This window comes from Streptomyces akebiae (assembly GCF_019599145.1).
Classification (GTDB): Bacteria; Actinomycetota; Actinomycetes; order Streptomycetales; family Streptomycetaceae; genus Streptomyces; species Streptomyces akebiae.
This window is the reverse complement of sequence record NZ_CP080647.1, coordinates 6,656,994-6,672,683: the sequence shown is the minus strand read 5'-3', so window position 1 is coordinate 6,672,683 and position 15,690 is coordinate 6,656,994. Positions and strand designations below refer to the sequence as shown.

Here is a 15,690-nt window from a genome sequence, read left to right as displayed (position 1 = left end):
ATCAGCCCCGGGTCAGCTTCTTGTAGGTGGCACGGTGCGGACGGGCGGCGTCGGCACCGAGTCGCTCGATCTTGTTCTTCTCGTACGACTCGAAGTTGCCCTCGAACCAGAACCACTTGGACTCGCCCTCGTAGGCGAGGATGTGCGTGGCCACCCGGTCCAGGAACCAGCGGTCGTGGGAGACGACCACGGCGCAGCCGGGGAACTCGAGGAGCGCGTTCTCCAGCGACGACAGGGTCTCGACGTCGAGGTCGTTGGTCGGCTCGTCGAGGAGCAGCAGGTTGCCACCGAGCTTGAGGGTGAGCGCCAGGTTGAGGCGGTTGCGCTCACCGCCGGAGAGCACCCCGGCCGGCTTCTGCTGGTCCGGGCCCTTGAAGCCGAACGCGGAGACATAGGCGCGGGAGGGCATCTCGACCTGGCCGACGTTGATGTAGTCCAGCTCGTCGGAGACGACGGCCCACAGCGTCTTCTTGGGGTCGATGTTCTCGCGGCTCTGGTCGACGTAGGAGATCTTGACGGTGTCGCCGACCTTGATCGAACCGGAGTCGGGCTGCTCCAGACCCTGGATCATCTTGAACAGGGTCGTCTTGCCGGCGCCGTTCGGGCCGATGATGCCCACGATGCCGTTGCGCGGCAGCGTGAAGGAGAGGTCGTCGATGAGGACCTTCTCGCCGAAGGCCTTGCTGAGGTTGTTGACCTCGACGACCACGTTGCCCAGTCGGGGGCCCGGCGGGATCTGGATCTCCTCGAAGTCCAGCTTCCGCATCTTGTCGGCCTCGGCGGCCATCTCCTCGTAGCGGGCCAGACGCGCCTTGGACTTGGCCTGGCGGCCCTTGGCGTTGGAGCGGACCCACTCCAGCTCTTCCTTGAGCCGCTTGGCGCGCTTGGCGTCCTTCTGGCCCTCGACCTTGAGACGGGTCTGCTTGGTCTCGAGGTACGTGGAGTAGTTGCCCTCGTAGCCGATGGCACGGCCGCGGTCGAGCTCCAGGATCCAGCCCGCGACGTTGTCGAGGAAGTACCGGTCGTGGGTGACGGCGACGACGGTGCCGGGGTACTTCGCGAGGTGCTGCTCCAGCCACTGCACGGACTCGGCGTCCAGGTGGTTGGTGGGCTCGTCGAGCAGCAGCAGGTCGGGCGCCTCGAGCAGCAGCTTGCACAGGGCGACGCGGCGGCGCTCACCACCGGACAGGTTGGTGACGGGCCAGTCGCCGGGGGGGCAGCCCAGGGCGTCCATGGCCTGCTCCAGCTGGGTGTCCAGGTCCCATGCGTTCGCGTGGTCCAGGTCCTCCTGGAGCTTGCCCATCTCGTCCAGGAGCGCGTCCGAGTAGTCCGTCGCCATGAGCTCCGCGACCTCGTTGAAGCGCTTGAGCTTGCCCATGATCTCGGCGGCGCCGTCCTGCACGTTCTGCAGGACCGTCTTGGACTCGTCCAGCGGCGGCTCCTGCAGGAGCATGCCGACGGTGTAGCCGGGCGAGAGGAACGCGTCACCGTTGGACGGCTGCTCCAGACCCGCCATGATCTTGAGGACGGTGGACTTACCGGCACCGTTCGGGCCGACCACACCGATCTTCGCGCCGGGCAGGAAGCTCAGCGTGACGTCGTCAAGGATCACCTTGTCGCCGTGCGCCTTGCGTGTCTTGCGCATCGTGTAGATGTACTCAGCCAAGAGAAACCGTCCGGCAACTTGAGATCTGGCAGTGGGCAGTACCACCCATCTTGCCGCACGGCCAGCCCTCGACGGAAACCGGATGGTGAAGCCACCGCACCGGCGACGCGGCCCCGGCGCCTTGGGGGCGTACCGGGGCCGCTTCACGGCGCACGTGTCACCGCGCGGTCACTCACTGTTGAGTTGCCAAGGAGCTCTCCCCCGACGATTCCTCGCCGCCGCGTCCGGCGATCTCCTCAGACTCTTCAGGGGTTCCGCTTGCGGAGGAGGATCATCACCGCGCCGCCGATCACGACCAGCCCGATGGCGATGCCGCCGATCAACGGGGTCGCGCCGGAGCTGCCGGTCTCGGCGAGGTCGGTTCCGGTGTCGGTGACCGTGCCGCCTCCGACCGTCGCCGGGCTCGGCTCGCTCAGCGTCTGGACCGAGTCACCACTCGCGCCGGCCTCGGTCTCGGTGCGGCAGTCGAGCACGCCCCGGAACTGCTTCGCGTAGCCGTTGGGCCCCTCGATCGTGAAGTCGTACGCCTGATCCTCCTGCAGCGGGATCGTCACCGTCCTGGTCCCGCCCGCCTCGATGGTGTAGGTGATCCCCATCAGCTCGAAGGTGAAGGGCTTGTCGCCCTCGTTGGCGGCGGTGATGTCCAGCCCGCCCTCGGCGCAGTTCTTCTCGGCGGACAGTGCTGGTATCGCGCCGTTCTCGGCCCAGTGCGCGGTCGCCGTCGCGGAGACCGTGGACTCGCTGGAGCCCGCGAGGATCTGGGTCTGACTGCGGGTCTCGGAGGCGAAGGCACGCCCGACCGGGACGGTCGTCGAGGCCTGCACGGTCAGTTCGGCCGTACCGTCCGCGGCGTCCTCGGGCACCTCGAAGTACAGCTCGCTGCCGTCACCGGCCGAGGTCACGGGCTCACCGTCCGCGTCGACGACCTGGACGCCGTCCGCGGTCACTTCCGAGGGCGGGGTCACGGTCACACCGTCGGCGTTGGTGTGCACCGTGACCGGACCGAGCCGCTCGCCGGCACGACCGGAGACCGCCGGCGGGTCGAGGGTGAGGGAGGCGGCCGGTTCCGTCAGGTTCCGCGCGTTCTTCTCCAGGTAGTCCGCGAGCTTCTCCGCCTCCGGATCCAGGGCCGTCACGTCGGCTCCGTCGGAGTACCGCCAGATCGCCACCTGTGTGCCGGTCGCCGCGTCCTGTTCGGTGAGGCCCTTGGCCCCGGCCTTGCCGGCGAGCGCCGCGAGGTCGTTCACCTGCGGGTAGGAGTTCTGCAGGATCCAACGGATCCTGCCCGCGTCCTTGTTGGCTCCCAGCGAGGTGCCGCTCCAGGGTGTCTCCTGGTACGTGGCGTCCTTCTGTGTCGGGTTCTGGACGTCGACGCAGTAGGTCTGCAGGGTGCCGCCGCCGTCGACGAACATCTCGAACAACCCTGCGGGAAGCTGCTGTTCCTGGCCTTCGTCGGTGCGGAGCACGGCCGTCCCGTACGTCTTGAGGCCGCCTATGGTCGCGGTCGCCCCGCCGGAGCTCTGCGGCGTCTCGTCGGCGGCGGCCGGGCTCGCGGCGACGATCGCACCCGCGACGACAAGACCGGACGCGAGCGAGACGGCGGCGAGACGGCCGGCCGATCGCCTGCGCGCGGCCCGCCCGGACCAACCGGAGACCGACGCCGAGAACCAAGAAACCACAGAATTTCCTTTCGAGCAGGACCCGTTGACGTGGGGGGTGTGGTCCCACCAGCAGAATCAGAAGCCCCGTGAGCTATGCCCGGCATCCTAGGGATGTGGCGCACCACTCTTCCCAGTCGTATCGTCGGACAACCGATCCGAATCGGAATCGTTATCGGTTGCACAGCTCACGAACAGCACTTATCGACAAGTCGATGAGGCGTGCGCACAGGCTCTTCACAGCACGTTCGCCGATGGAGCACGATCCGACATCCCGAAATCCGCTGCCCCGATCCGATGTCCCGATCCGAGCCCCGCTCAGGGGCCCGCGCCCGATGCCCAAGCCTGAGATCACGTCACACCGACTGGCTCCGGCCTGAGTTCGGCGGTGGTGTCGAGCCCGCTGCCGGGCGGAGGTGTCTCCCAGGCCGGCTCCGACTGGGACGGGGACTGAGCCGTGATCGGCGCCTCGCCCCTGGGCGTCCGACGGAACGCCGACGTACCCCGCGAGAGATCGTGGCCGACGGCGACCGCGTCGACGTCCGCCGAGACCCGACTCTGCCCGTCGCGCTGTTCGGTGCGCACCTTCAACCGCCCGTGCACCACGACCGGATCGCCCAGCGCGACGGACGACGCCACGTTCGCTGCGAGCGTGCGCCTGGTCCACACCGTGAAGAAGTTGGTGTGTCCGTCGGTCCACTCGTTCTTCTCGCGGTCCCAGTACCGCGAGGTCACCGCCAGCCGGAACCGGGCCGACGAACCCGTCGCCGACTCCCGGCAGACCGGCTGGGTCGCCACGTTCCCCACCACGCACACCATCGTCTCGTTCATCTCGCGAACCCCTCCTTCACGCCGGCGTCGGACGCCGACGGCACCGGGCACGCGTACGGGCCCGTCCCGTACGGCTGCTGCGCCCGTCGTGCGGCGGTGCTGTGATCGCCGCGTGTTCAGACTGCCGCCGTCGGGCCGGGCCCGCTGAGCCCTGTGTGCTACTCGCCGGTTGTGGAAAACCCGGTCACCCGAGGGGGTGAACCCTCACCTCACCGGCGCCGCCCCCAACACCCGTCCGTACTGCTCCCGCACCTCCCGGTACCGCAGCAGCTCGGCGGCCACCGGCTCCAGCACCCGGGCCCGCCCGCACCCGGCGGCGGCCTCCCGCAGCCGCCGTTCCGCCTCATGGCCGTAACGCCGTGCCGGGCCACGTGCCGCCAGTCGGCAGCCCCACTCGACGGCCGGACCGCCGACGATGCCGATCACCATCAGCAGCACCGGCACCCCGAGATTCGGTGCCATGAAGCCGATGATCTGCCCCAACAGCCACAGCCCTCCCACGACTTGGACCAGCGTCATGCAGGCCTGCGCGAGCACCGCCGCCGGCCACCAGCCCGGCCGCGGCGGCCGCCCCGCCGGAGCCCCGGCCCGCACCGCCAGCTCGTCCAGCGCCTCGGGCAACCCCCGCGCGCCCCGTACGGCCGCCTCGCGCACCGCCTGGGCCCAGGGCAGGGGCAGCCCCCTCGCCGCGCGCTCCGACAACGTACGCACGGCCTGTTCGACGCGCTGCCGGGCAGTGGCCTCCTCGTCCACGGGCGCCGTCAGGGCGAGCCGCCCCGTGGGGGGTTCGCTCCGGTCCTGGTACCAGCGCCACAGCCGCAGCCAGGGTGTGCCGCAGGCGCGGTTGGCGTTGCGCAGCCAGGCACGCTCGGCGGCCTCACCCGCCGCGGTGGCGCCGACGGCGTCCGCGAGGCGCGCGGCGAACTCGTCGCGCGCCCGCTCGCTGAGCCCCGCGCGCCGCTGATTGGCGTACACCGGCCACAGCCGCGCGGCCGCCACGTCCAGATCGGCGCGCACCCGGCGGGCGGGCGCGCCCCGCTCGGCCACGAACTGCTCCAGCGCGTCGCGCAGTTCGCCCACGCCGTCCCCGGTGAGCGCGGACAGCGCGAGCACGGTGGCACCGGGTTCGCCGTGCTCCCCCAGCGCGACGCCGTCCTCGTCGAGCAGGCGCCGGAGATCGTCGAGCACCTGGTGGGCGGCCTCCCCGGGGAGGCGGTCCACCTGGTTGAGGACGACGAACATGACCTCCGCGTGACCGGCCAGGGGCCGCAGATAGCGTTCGTGGAGGACCGCGTCGGCGTACTTCTCCGGGTCGACGACCCAGATGACCGCGTCCACCAGCGCCAGGATCCGGTCGACCTGTTCGCGGTGCTGCACCGCCGCCGAGTCGTGGTCGGGCAGATCCACCAGGACGAGGCCGCGCAACTGCGCCTCCGCCTCCGCGCTCTGCAACGGCCGCCGCCGCAGCCTTCCCGGAATCCCCAGCCGGTCGATGAGGCTCGCCGCGCCGTCGCTCCAACTGCACGCGATGGGCGCGGCCGTGGTGGGCCGGCGTACGCCCGTCTCCGAGATCGCCACGCCCGCGAGCGCGTTGAACAGTGTCGACTTGCCGCTGCCGGTGGCGCCCGCGATGGCCACGACCGTGTGCTGCCCGGAGAGCCTGCGCCGCGCCGCCGCCTCGTCCAGCACGCGCCCCGCCTCCGCGAGGGTCGTGCTGTCCAGCCGGGTGCGCGACAGTCCCACCAGTTCCCGCAGCGCGTCGAGGCGCGACCGCAGTTGCCCGTCGTAAGCGAGCGGGACGACCGACTGCGCGGCCGGCGTCCTGGTCTCCACGGTCGGCACCCGTTCGGCGTGCCCCGTCTCGTTGGCACGCCGGGCGATGAGCCCGTCGTCCCAGGGGTCACCGGACTCCGTACGCGCGGCGCCCGATTCCGTACGCGCGTAGGCGCCCGATTCCGTACGCGCGGACACCTCCGCCTTCGTACGCACGGACGCGTCCGAGTCCGGCCCGGCGGCCCCGTCACCGGACGTCCCACGGGACTCACCGCCCGACGCGCCACGGAACTCATGGCGGGACACGCTGCCGCCGGAACGGTCGTCCACGCGCGCGTGGACGTCGTTCTCGACGCCCCCAGGACGCGGCTCACGGCTCGGGCGGACCGGCGGACCGGCGGTCGTCCTGTCCCGCCCTCCGATCGCCCCCCGTTCCTCGGACCTCTCGGTACGCCCGGCCCCGGCGGCGAGGCCGTTGGCGCGGCCCTCGCCCTTCTCATCGACCATCTTGCCGACCTTCTTGCCGAACGCCGCGCCGACGTCGTTGCCGAACTTCTCGTGGAACTTCTCGTGGAGCTTCTCGTCGAACTCCTTGCCGGGCTCCTGACGGGCCGGCCTGTCGTCACCCTTCTCGGGGACGTCGTCCCCGGTCTGATCCGTGTGATCAGTGACGGCGGTCACGGCGGTCACCTCTCCTTCTGCAGTACGGACAGGGCGGCGATGAGCTGGGCCTGCGGTTCGGGGTGTACGTCGAGGGCGTCGAGCGGTGCGAGCCGGCGGTCCCGCTCGGTGTCGAGGGCCCGTTCGAGATAGTCGGTGAGCAGCCGTCCGCCGCGGTCGCGCAGCCGCAGCGCGCCGTGCGCGCCGATCCGTTCCGCGAGCCCCTCCCCGGCGGACCGGGCCCGACGGCCGCCCAGCAGGGCCGTGGCGCCCAGGGCGGCCACCACCTCGACGTCCGGAGCAACGCTCCGATCGAGGTCGCGCACCTCCTCCTCGGCGTACTCCTCCAGGACCCGTCGCCAGCGCCGTACGGTGATCCCGATCCGGTGTTCGACGCTCTCCCCGGTGGTGTCACGTTCCGTCAGTCCGGCTTCCACGGCGGCCGGTTCCCGGCTCCAGGCCTCGCCGATGCGCTCGTCGGCGGCGGTGACCGCGCACAGCAGCAGGGTGCCGAGGCTCTCGACGAGGGCGTCGAGCAGTTCGCCGGCGGTGCAGTCGAGGGGGTAACTGCGCCACCGTTTGAGGGCGTCACCCGCGAGTACGGCCCCGGCCTGCAGACGCCCCTTCACGCGCGCGTGCTCGCTGTCGTACGCCGAGTCGACGGCGGCGGTGAGCCGGAGGGCGGCGGAGTACTGCTGGGCCGCCGCGCTCGCCAGCTCGGGCATCCGGGACCGCAGCGAGTCGAGGACCCCGTGTGCGGTGCGGGCCATGGCCTGGTGGCGGGCTCCCGGATCGGTCGCCTGCTGGATGAGCCAGGTCCGCAGCGGTGCGACGGCGGTGCCCGGCAGCAGCCCGCCGCCCCAGGCGGACTCAGGGAGTTCGGGCACGGTGAAGCGGGGTACGTCGCCGAGTCCGGCCTTCGTCAGCAGCGCGCCGTACTGCCGGGAGACCTCGGAGACGACCTGGTGGGGCACCCGGTCGAGCACGGTGACCAGGGTCGCCCGGTGTTCCTTCGCCGACCGCAGCAGATGCCACGGCACGGCGTCGGCGTAGCGGGAAGCCGTGGTGACCATCACCCAGATGTCGGCGGCGCAGATGAGTTCGGCGGCGAGTACGCGGTTGTCGGCGTCCAGGGAGTCGATGTCGGGCGCGTCGAGGAGGGCGAGACCGGGCGGGAGGCTGTCGGCGGTCTCGATGCGCAGGAACCGCTCGCCGTTCCTGCCGCCGCCACCGTCGCCGTCCGGTGGGAACGACTCGTCCCCCGGGTCCTGGCCGGGCTCGTGCGGCGGCACCCACACGCGTGTGAGGTTGGGCAGGACCCGCATGCCGCTGAACCAGTGGTGGTCCTCGGGATGGCAGATCAGTACCGGCGTCCGGGTCGTCGGACGCAGCACACCGGCCTCGCTGACCTTCCGTCCGACCAGCGAGTTGACGAGAGTGGACTTGCCGGCTCCGGTGGACCCGCCGACCACCGCGAGCAGCGGCGCTTCGGGTTGTCGCAGCCGGGGCACCAAGTAGTCGTCGAGTTGCGCGAGCAGTTCGTCGCGGTTGGCACGCGCGCGCGGGGCCCCTGCCAGGGGCAGCGGGAAGCGCGCGGCGGCGACACGGTCGCGCAGGGCGGAGAGCGCGTCGAGCAGCTGAGGCCGTACGTCCAAGGTCACCACATGCGAAGAATGCCCAATTTTGTGGACTTTCTGAAGCATATAAGCACGCCTGCGCGCCGACAGGACACACGGGACGGAGGGGACGAGAGGGGCGCAGGCATAACGAGTGCACAACACCCGGGGCCCGAGGCCGCAAAAGAGGTGCACGATTCGTACCTGCCTGCGATTATCAGGACCGCTTCACTGAACCTCCACATTGAGCCACGGAGGCGAAGCAACAGGGACAAGGACTCGGGAGCCCTATCCTTGTCCCCGGCAACGTCACGGATCAGCCCACACCCGGGCACCACGACAGAGGCCACCACACCCGGCCCCCGTAGCTCAGTGGATAGAGCAGGCGCCTTCTAAGCGCTTGGCCGCAGGTTCGAGTCCTGCCGGGGGCGCCCACTCCCCGCCCTCCCTCGGGAGGGCGTTTTTGCTGCTCAGAGGCCATACGAGCACCCAACGGAAAACCCCGGATCCCCTCCCCTCGGAGGGGGCGGGAATCCGGGGATGTGCGGCTGTCACCGGGTTTCTGCGGGTCGCTGTGTCGAATACGTGTCGAAGTTTTCGGCGTCCCTCAGGGCGATATCCGGGTGGCGCCGAGCGAGTCGGCGCGCTGTTCCTCGGCAGGCTCCGGCAGATCGCCGGCGGCTTCGAGCCGCCGTTTCAGGTCAGGAAGCTGCCCGTCGACACACCGGGCATAGGTGGCGAGCAGCACGGGCACGCTGTTGCCCGCCCACTCCGCGACCTGGGCGGGCGGAATGCCGTCGTTGAGCCATTTGGTGAGCCGCGTATGCCGGTTGTCGTAGACCCGCCGTCCGGTAGGTGAGTCGAAGACGTGCGGCGGCAGTACGGCTTGCCGAGCGCCGCGCCAGGCGCGACGGATGACGGATCCGGCGAGGATGCCGCCGTTCTCGCCCGGGAAGAGGAGATCACCGGGCTTCAGTTGCTCGTCCTCGATGTGCTGCCTCAGGATGCGGGTCAGGGCGGGGTGTCCCGGCACCGTCCGCGTGTCCCCTTCGGCACGGCCCTTGAGGTCGCGCCGCTCGTGTATCTCCCCCGTGTCGGTCCACTGCTTGCCGACTTCCGGAGTCGCGGTGTGGATCACCAGTTCGCACCACTGATCGGCGGCATCGGAATCCGGCAGCCTCACATCCGCCACGCGCATGGCCACAGCCTCTTCCGGGCGGGGCCCGCAGTAGTACAGGGTCGCGAAGAACGCGTGCAGCCGTTTGCCGCCCCGGGAGCGCTTCCGGATGTGCCCGAGGAGTGCCGCCGCTTGATCGGCGTTGAGGAGGCAACGCTTGTCCACGGCATTACTCGTTCGGGTGACCGCCGTCGCGTCCTTCCCCTTGGGAAGAGGGTTGTCCCGGAGGACGCCACGCCTGATCGCGTACTTCATGACGACGTTGAGGATCCTGCGGTGCCGCTTGCGCGACCAGGCCGCCGCCTGCTTGCCGTCGAGCCGGGTGTCAAGGGCCTGAAGGACGGCGTCAGCCTTTGCGGGATCCTCCCAGGCCGCGACCGGCAGGGAGTTCCGCTCGATCCATCGGAGGATCGTCACGACGTCCCGTGGCGCCTCCGCTCGGCGGTTCGCGTTGAACGCCCACTCTCGGAGGGCCGTCCGCACAGCCACCGGATCGAACTGCGTAGGCCGTGCGCGCAGCAGCGCCAGGGTGGTCGTGGTGAGCGTCTTGGCGATGTTCTTCCGGCTGTTGCCGCTGAGCTGAGGCCAGCGGGCATCCACATACTCAAGGGCGAACGCGTACCAAGTCACGTCGGCCGCCTTGGACCGGTGGGAGACGGGAAGCCCCGTCGCGATGACGAACGCCTCCCCCTTGCCCGTGGCCTGGATCAGTCCGGAGCGGAACCCCTCGGCAAGTGCCTTCTTGTCGAACGGCTCGCGCCAGCGCTTGCCTGCCACCACCCAGCGCACCGTGTAGGTGGTCTTCCTGGAGCCCTTGTACGTGAGGATGTTGTAGACCTTGACGTCGTACGTCGTCTCCATCAGGCCGCGTCCTCCCGCTCGTCAAGCCAGTGGTCGAGTTCGGTCCGACGGATCCTCAAATCTCCGTTCGGGAGCTTGATGCAGCGGGGCGCGCGCCGCTTGGCACGCCAGTCGTAGAAGGTGGAACGCGAGATGCCCAGCTCGTCGCACACCTCGGCGAGGGTGAGCATGCTGCGCGAACGGATGGCGGTGGTCATGCTGTGCTCCCTTCGGCGCGCAGCACTTCACGGGCTGTCTCGCGGTTGCGTTGCAGGTCGCGATGGATGGTGGCGGCGAGGGCGGATTCACCGGGGGTGTGGCCGTGGCCGCCGTACTGCCAGTCGGCCAGCACGAGAACGGTGTCCGGCGTCGGCGCCTCACGGCCGAGGGCCGCCTGCTCCTCAGCGGCGCGGTAGTCGGCGCGTGCCTGCCGCAGGGCCCCGAGGGTGGTGGAGTAGCGGCGCGACTTGGAGGAGAAGTGGCCGCGGAAGCCGAGCATGTGCGCCCAGGCCCACAGACGCCGGTCCGGGTACAGCGGGTCGAGCAGCTTGCAGGCTTCGATGAGCCGCCGGGTGTGGTCGGGGACCTGGTGGCGGTCGAGTTCGGAGAGTTCACCGATACGGCGGTCCGGGGTGCCGGTGCTCTCGGCGGCTTTGGTGGCGTACTTGGCGACGTACGAGGCGACGGCCTGTTCCGTGATGTCGGAGCCGTCCCCGAAGGCTTTGACCGGCCGTACGTCGAGTTGTCGGCCCCAGCGGAAGGTACGGGCGGGCTGACCGTCGGCCGCCGGTACCGAGACCGAGGTGTAGGAGTGCGCGGCAGCGGCGCGTATGGCGTCGGCGAGGAGCGTCACCGTGGCCCAGGAGGGCGGGGCGGTGTCCGGTCCGTCGGGGCCGTCGACCCGGAGCACCGCGTGAAAGTGGATGGCGCCGCGCTTCTGGAACTCCGCGACCTTGCCGTAGGAGACCCGGCAGACCTCGCCGAGTTCGCGTTGGCTGAGGCTGGCGCGGGCAGCGATCTCGCGGCGGAGCCGGTTGGTGAAGCGCTGCCAGAGCTGTCCGGCGTGGTTGTTGAAGAGGACAGCGGCGGCGTAGTCATACGTTCCGGGGTCGAGGGCCGTGCCCAGTTCGGCAGCATCCGGGGCGTGGAGGACACCGCAGCGGCACACGCCGTGATCGGGGCGGTTGTGCACCGGTCCGAAGGACGGCGCGGTGAACGTGGCGAAGACACGGGGATGATCGCGGACGGTACCCGGGATGTCCCGGCGGTCGTCCCCCGCCAGGCCCGCGCGGATGAGGTGGTACGTGTCTCCCGCGTACGTCCAGGCGCAGGCCGGGCACCGGGAAGCGCGACGGTTGCCGCAGGCGAGGCGGAGCCGTCCGCCCGGTTCGGTTGCCGTCGAGTAGTGGTGCAGGGTCTCGCCGGTCATCCTGTCCTTGTGCAGGACCCAGCCAGTGAGGTGGATCGGGTCGGCGCAGCCGCCGGTACGGCGGATCTGCTCTTCCCAGCGGAAGTAGTCGGGGGCCGAAGCCACCCTCAGCAGGTCGCCGAGGGTGATCGGGTCGAGCACGTCAGACATGCGTGCCCTCCCCGTGGCCTCGTATCGCGGCTGCTGAGCAGCCCGTGACGGTGCAGGGGTGGCCGCCGGACGTCCCGGCGACGAAGAGGTCAAGGTTCGAGCAGACGCGGGGCGCCGGGCAGGGGCGCTGCGGCATGCTGGGACTTCCTTCCGGTTCAGTGGATCGGGCAGGGACGGGACCCGGGCGGCGGATGCTTGGCGGTATCGGAGCCGCCCGGGTACCGGTCAGCGCCGCTTGCCCTCGGAGGCGAGGAGGGAGCGCAGGACGACGGCGCAGAGGGCTACCGAGGCCCCGGTGACGGCGACCGCCAGGAGCATGGAGACGAGAACGGCGCCGACGACCAGGAGCGCGGCGGTGCCACCGCCGACGAGGGCGAGCACGGTGCCGGGCGTGAGCGGGACCGCGGGTCGCGAGGGTGCCGGAGTGCTCGGCACGGTCGGCGGGGTGCGGGTCCCCGGAACGATTGCGGTCGGCGTGACGACCGTGGACGGCGTCACTCGGCCGGTCGGTGCGGGATTGGTCGGGATCTTCGGCCGAAGCATGCGTGAACTTCCTTTCGTGGCGAGCTACTTGACGAAGTCGTTGACGACGGGCGCAAGGACGCTGTCGGCGAGGAGGAATCCGCCCAGCAGGAGCACGGCGATCAGCCACCCGGGCGGGCGGAACAGCTTGACGCCGAGCCAGCCGACGACGAGCAGGGCGAGCCAGAGGGGAACTTCCATGGCGGCGATCTCCTAACGGACCTTGCAGCGGTGGGTACGGGCGGCGAGCTGGGCGGCGGACCGGCTGGTGTAGTCGGCGGACCAGCCGCAGCGGTCGGCGGTGCAGACGGCGGCGTGCACGGTGCGGCCGGCGCGGTCGCGGTGGGTGCCGATCTGCACGGGGCCGATCCGCATCACGGAGTGGAAGTGCTCGCGGGCGGGCATGTCAGTCGCTCTCCTTCCGGGCGTTCGACGGATGGGGGTAGCTGGCCCGGATACCGGCGGCGGTGGCCGGGTCAGTGGTACGGGCGGCTGCTTCCTCGGCGAGCAGGTGCGCCAGGTACGGCCGGTTGGCGGCGGTCATCTCACGGGCGGCATCGAGGTAGTCGGCGGCGGTCAGGTCGCCGAAGTCACGCGTCATCGGTCTCCCTCGTGTGGCGGTGGGTCGAGTCGGGCGGCGACCGCGTCGGCGAGGTGGGCCGGGACGCCGAGCCGGGCGCGAAGCGTGTCGGTGTCGATGGGGGTCCCGGTACGGGCGCGGTGGTCGTCGGCGACCTTGCGGGCGTGGTCGACCAGCGCGGCCGGAACCGGCAGGGGTGTCACAGCGAGCGGAGCGGAGGCAGGAGCCCGGATCGCGGGCGGTTCGTCGGCATCCATCGCCGGCGCGCGAGTCCGATCCGGCTCGACGACCGGCGGTTCGGGCGCAGAGCCCGACGGTTCCGGCACTACCGGCTCGCGGCTGCTACTGGAGTGAGCAAGGAGGGTGCCGCCCATGAAGGCGAGGGCGGGCCAGGCGGCGACGAGGATCCGCAACCAGGCCGGGACGTGGTCGAGGTCGAGGAGTCCCGCTGTGGCGATATTGGCGCCGAGCGACGCCGCCAGGGCGATGACGAACCAGCACCAGGCCAGCCGGGACGGCCCGTCCGTACGCAGTCGGCGCCAGGCGGCGACCAGCAGCAGGTCGACGCTGATCGGGTAGGCCCAGGCTTTCCAGCCGTCCTGTCCGGCAGCGGCCGCGAGGTCGTGCAGGTGGGCGAAGGAGAGCGCTCCGGCGATGACGGCTTGGACCAGGACGGCGTCGACTCGCGGGCGGGCCATCGCGGGTTCCTTCCTGTCGTCGGGCATGGGAGGGGTAGGGACGTGGCGCGAGGCGGTCGCGCCGGCCGAGGAGGAGTGGAGGTCAGGCGGTCGAGGGCGCCGTCTTGGTCAGCCGCACCCGGGTATCGGGCACCGCGGCGACGGAGGGCCGGAACGGCTCCAGAGCGGGCACGTCAGGAGTGCGGTGCGCGTGCTTGTTGCAGATGTTCACGGCTTCGCGCAGCGAGGTGTGAGGGGCGCGGATGCGGTGCCAGCCTCCGGTCGAGTCCCCGGCAATGGCAAGGCCGCGGGTCTCGGCGGGTATCTGGATCGCGGCCAGGACGGCGTCAGGGGCGACGTCACCGAAGGCCATGTTGGCGGAGGTCTCGTCGTTGAGGCGGTGGGCGGTGCGGCCGGTGAGCTGGGCCCGAAGCATCGTGATGCCCTTGCCGAGTTCGGAGCCGAAGCGCTGGCCGCAGATCTCCAGGTAGATGCCGGCCGCCCGGCCGAGCTGGGCGAGGCGGACCAGGGCCGTGACGATCCGGTCCCGCCGCTTCTCCTCTTGCTTGCTTGCGTACAGGGCGAGTTCGGCGACCTCGTCCACGAGGACCACGACCGGAACCGGCCGCAGGTCTTCGGGCAGGTCCCAGATGTCGGCGGCGATCTCCGCGTCCGGCACGGCGACACTGATCCGCTGCTGGGCCCGGATGAGCTGATACACCTCCCCCATGTGCGTTACCAACGCCTCCAGGACCTCAAGCGCGGTGTCGGGGTTGTCGGCGAGGGCGGAGAACCGGCGAGCCAGCGGGAACAGCTCAACCCCTTGCTTGCAGTCGATGCCGACCAGGGCGACGCGGTGTGGAGCGAGCCCCGCGACTAGGTTGCGCTGGTAGACGGACTTCCCGGACTCCGTGGCGCCGAGCGTCAGCCCGTGCGGCACGGCCCGGTAATCGCGGTAGTGGACCGAGCCGTCCTCGCGGAGGGCAACCGGGACGCGCATCGGGCGGGTGTCGAGCCGCCTGGGCATCTGGACCCGCCTGAGGACGTCATAGCCGGTCATGCGTAACTCCACCACGCCCGAGCGGATCTCCCGCGAGGTGATCCCGTACAGGCCGAAGGAGTGGCGCAGCCGATCGGTGGCGGCGGCGAAGTCGAACGCATCCTGTCCAGGCCTGAGCTTGAGTCGCAGCACCAGGCCTGTGCGGGTCGGACGCAGCCGCAGCACACGCGGGGGCCGGGGCTCGGGCATCTCCCGATTGGTCATCCGGGCCAGAGCCAGACGCCAGCGGGCAGGCGGCACGGTCAGTCCGCATGCGTCCATGACCGAGGAGTAGCGGACCAGGACCCGCACGGCGGCGAGCGCGACACCGAAGGACAGCCAGTACCAGGCGGGGCGCCGCCATCGCAGAAGACCTGCGACAGCGACGACCACCACGGCGACCACGAACCAGGTCACGGTCAGGCCGCCTCAGCACCCGTGCCGGCGAGCGAGGTGACGGCGACGGCGCGGAAGGCGATCCCGTGCCGACGCTGGCCGTTGAAGTCGTTCTCCCACGGCCGCGCGATGAGGCCGGTGAGCGCGACCGGCGTGCCCATGACCAACTCTCCGGAGATGCCGGTCTCGGGAACGGTGATGGACAGGATCTCGACGTCCTCGTTGGCCGCGAACATCACGTCCACGGTCATGAGCTTCACACCGTCCGCGTCCGTGGCGATCTCACCGGTACGGCGGTCACGGACCTTGGGCTGTGCGGGCTTGGCGACCATGACGGTCGCGGCCGACGTGTCGACGGGAATCTGACGCATGATGAAGGTCCCTTCAGGGGCGGGAGCGGCGTACTTGCTTGGCGGTGGGTCGCCGCTCCCGGACATGGGTGGAATGCCGCAGCAAAGCCGCGGATCGTTCGCACTTCCCTACTGGTGCGCACCAGTAGACTGCTTCTGGTGCGCACCAGTTGTCAAGCGATGTCGCGAGCCTGACTCCTCAACTCGCCTGACTGCGACACCTCAAGAGAAGCGCGCGGAGCAACAAGCCGGTAGCCAACAGGGGTTAACAACCGACCGGTTAACCCCTCCCGAGCTGCGCTGATGTGAGGCATGCTGCTGCAACG

The 15,690-nt window shown here is 70.5% G+C and carries 15 protein-coding genes and 1 tRNA gene; 1 reads left to right on the top strand and 15 read right to left on the bottom strand.

The features are described 5' to 3' along the window. Nucleotide 1 precedes the first annotated feature (1 nt). The 5 genes from ettA to K1J60_RS28780 all read right to left on the bottom strand — a co-directional run bounded on the left by ettA (nt 2) and on the right by K1J60_RS28780 (nt 8,291). Nucleotides 2–1,666: an energy-dependent translational throttle protein EttA gene (gene ettA / locus K1J60_RS28800; RefSeq protein ID WP_215455530.1), complete on the bottom strand. Its 1,665-nt coding sequence runs from the start codon at nt 1,664–1,666 to the stop codon at nt 2–4. A 245-nt stretch (nt 1,667–1,911) separates the two neighbouring features. Continuing rightward, the gene (locus K1J60_RS28795) at nt 1,912–3,345 is read right to left on the bottom strand and encodes a TQXA domain-containing protein (RefSeq protein ID WP_220648741.1); all 1,434 of its coding nucleotides are present in this window, start codon (nt 3,343–3,345) and stop codon (nt 1,912–1,914) included. A gap of 330 nt (nt 3,346–3,675) precedes the next feature. Continuing rightward, complete coding sequence (locus K1J60_RS28790) at nt 3,676–4,155, bottom strand: single-stranded DNA-binding protein (RefSeq protein WP_220648740.1); 480 nt, start codon at nt 4,153–4,155, stop codon at nt 3,676–3,678. A 204-nt stretch (nt 4,156–4,359) separates the two neighbouring features. Continuing rightward, nucleotides 4,360–6,618, bottom strand: a complete 2,259-nt coding sequence (locus K1J60_RS28785; protein WP_220648739.1) for a YfjP family GTPase — start codon at nt 6,616–6,618, stop codon at nt 4,360–4,362. After that, nucleotides 6,615–8,291, bottom strand: coding sequence for a dynamin family protein (locus tag K1J60_RS28780; RefSeq protein ID WP_220648738.1), 1,677 nt, complete (start codon nt 8,289–8,291; stop codon nt 6,615–6,617). Before K1J60_RS28780 ends, K1J60_RS28785 begins: the two co-directional genes overlap by 4 nt. A gap of 271 nt (nt 8,292–8,562) precedes the next feature. Between K1J60_RS28780 and K1J60_RS28775 the strand changes: the two genes are divergently transcribed. Then, nucleotides 8,563–8,635: transfer RNA gene (locus K1J60_RS28775), tRNA-Arg, on the top strand. Nucleotides 8,636–8,811: 176 nt separating this feature from the next. Here the strand turns inward: K1J60_RS28775 and K1J60_RS28770 are convergent. The 10 genes from K1J60_RS28770 to K1J60_RS28725 all read right to left on the bottom strand — a co-directional run bounded on the left by K1J60_RS28770 (nt 8,812) and on the right by K1J60_RS28725 (nt 15,385). After that, nucleotides 8,812–10,242 (bottom strand): tyrosine-type recombinase/integrase, encoded by a 1,431-nt coding sequence (locus K1J60_RS28770; RefSeq protein ID WP_220648737.1) that lies wholly within the window; start codon nt 10,240–10,242, stop codon nt 8,812–8,814. Next, nucleotides 10,242–10,439 (bottom strand): helix-turn-helix transcriptional regulator, encoded by a 198-nt coding sequence (locus K1J60_RS28765; protein ID WP_220648736.1) that lies wholly within the window; start codon nt 10,437–10,439, stop codon nt 10,242–10,244. The genes K1J60_RS28770 and K1J60_RS28765 overlap by 1 nt, the downstream gene beginning before the upstream one ends. Continuing rightward, on the bottom strand, nt 10,436–11,800 hold the full coding sequence (repSA, locus tag K1J60_RS28760) for a replication initiator protein RepSA (RefSeq protein WP_220648735.1): 1,365 nt from the start codon (nt 11,798–11,800) through the stop codon (nt 10,436–10,438). The genes K1J60_RS28765 and repSA overlap by 4 nt, the downstream gene beginning before the upstream one ends. Before the next feature lie 225 nt (nt 11,801–12,025). Next, nucleotides 12,026–12,343 carry a SpdD-like protein gene (locus K1J60_RS28755; RefSeq protein ID WP_220648734.1) on the bottom strand — a complete coding sequence of 106 codons (318 nt, stop codon included), beginning with the start codon at nt 12,341–12,343 and terminating at the stop codon, nt 12,026–12,028. A gap of 24 nt (nt 12,344–12,367) precedes the next feature. Continuing rightward, nucleotides 12,368–12,523 carry a hypothetical protein gene (locus tag K1J60_RS28750; protein WP_220648733.1) on the bottom strand — a complete coding sequence of 52 codons (156 nt, stop codon included), beginning with the start codon at nt 12,521–12,523 and terminating at the stop codon, nt 12,368–12,370. A 12-nt stretch (nt 12,524–12,535) separates the two neighbouring features. Beyond that, complete coding sequence (locus K1J60_RS28745; protein ID WP_220648732.1) at nt 12,536–12,727, bottom strand: mobile element transfer protein; 192 nt, start codon at nt 12,725–12,727, stop codon at nt 12,536–12,538. Between the two features lies 1 nt (nt 12,728). Further along, complete coding sequence (locus K1J60_RS28740) at nt 12,729–12,923, bottom strand: hypothetical protein (protein WP_220648731.1); 195 nt, start codon at nt 12,921–12,923, stop codon at nt 12,729–12,731. Next, a complete protein-coding gene (locus K1J60_RS28735; RefSeq protein WP_220648730.1) occupies nt 12,920–13,600 on the bottom strand; it encodes a DUF2637 domain-containing protein in 681 nt (226 codons plus the stop codon). Before K1J60_RS28735 ends, K1J60_RS28740 begins: the two co-directional genes overlap by 4 nt. An 82-nt stretch (nt 13,601–13,682) precedes the next feature. Continuing rightward, on the bottom strand, nt 13,683–15,035 hold the full coding sequence (locus tag K1J60_RS28730) for an FtsK/SpoIIIE domain-containing protein (protein ID WP_220648729.1): 1,353 nt from the start codon (nt 15,033–15,035) through the stop codon (nt 13,683–13,685). Between the two features lie 2 nt (nt 15,036–15,037). Beyond that, complete coding sequence (locus K1J60_RS28725; RefSeq protein WP_220648728.1) at nt 15,038–15,385, bottom strand: SCO3933 family regulatory protein; 348 nt, start codon at nt 15,383–15,385, stop codon at nt 15,038–15,040. Nucleotides 15,386–15,690 lie beyond the last annotated feature (305 nt).

What these genes read in the sequence shown, in the direction of transcription:
- K1J60_RS28780 (WP_220648738.1), bottom strand. Translation starts at nt 8,291, where the DNA reads ATGCTTCAGAAAGTCCACAAAATTGGGCATTCTTCGCATGTGGTGACC.
- K1J60_RS28790 (WP_220648740.1), bottom strand. Translation starts at nt 4,155, where the DNA reads ATGAACGAGACGATGGTGTGCGTGGTGGGGAACGTGGCGACCCAGCCG.
- K1J60_RS28755 (WP_220648734.1), bottom strand. Translation starts at nt 12,343, where the DNA reads ATGCTTCGGCCGAAGATCCCGACCAATCCCGCACCGACCGGCCGAGTG.
- K1J60_RS28740 (WP_220648731.1), bottom strand. Translation starts at nt 12,923, where the DNA reads ATGACGCGTGACTTCGGCGACCTGACCGCCGCCGACTACCTCGATGCC.
- K1J60_RS28765 (WP_220648736.1), bottom strand. Translation starts at nt 10,439, where the DNA reads ATGACCACCGCCATCCGTTCGCGCAGCATGCTCACCCTCGCCGAGGTG.
- K1J60_RS28745 (WP_220648732.1), bottom strand. Translation starts at nt 12,727, where the DNA reads ATGCCCGCCCGCGAGCACTTCCACTCCGTGATGCGGATCGGCCCCGTG.
- K1J60_RS28735 (WP_220648730.1), bottom strand. Translation starts at nt 13,600, where the DNA reads ATGGCCCGCCCGCGAGTCGACGCCGTCCTGGTCCAAGCCGTCATCGCC.
- K1J60_RS28725 (WP_220648728.1), bottom strand. Translation starts at nt 15,385, where the DNA reads ATGCGTCAGATTCCCGTCGACACGTCGGCCGCGACCGTCATGGTCGCC.
- K1J60_RS28770 (WP_220648737.1), bottom strand. Translation starts at nt 10,242, where the DNA reads ATGGAGACGACGTACGACGTCAAGGTCTACAACATCCTCACGTACAAG.
- repSA (WP_220648735.1), bottom strand. Translation starts at nt 11,800, where the DNA reads ATGTCTGACGTGCTCGACCCGATCACCCTCGGCGACCTGCTGAGGGTG.
- K1J60_RS28750 (WP_220648733.1), bottom strand. Translation starts at nt 12,523, where the DNA reads ATGGAAGTTCCCCTCTGGCTCGCCCTGCTCGTCGTCGGCTGGCTCGGC.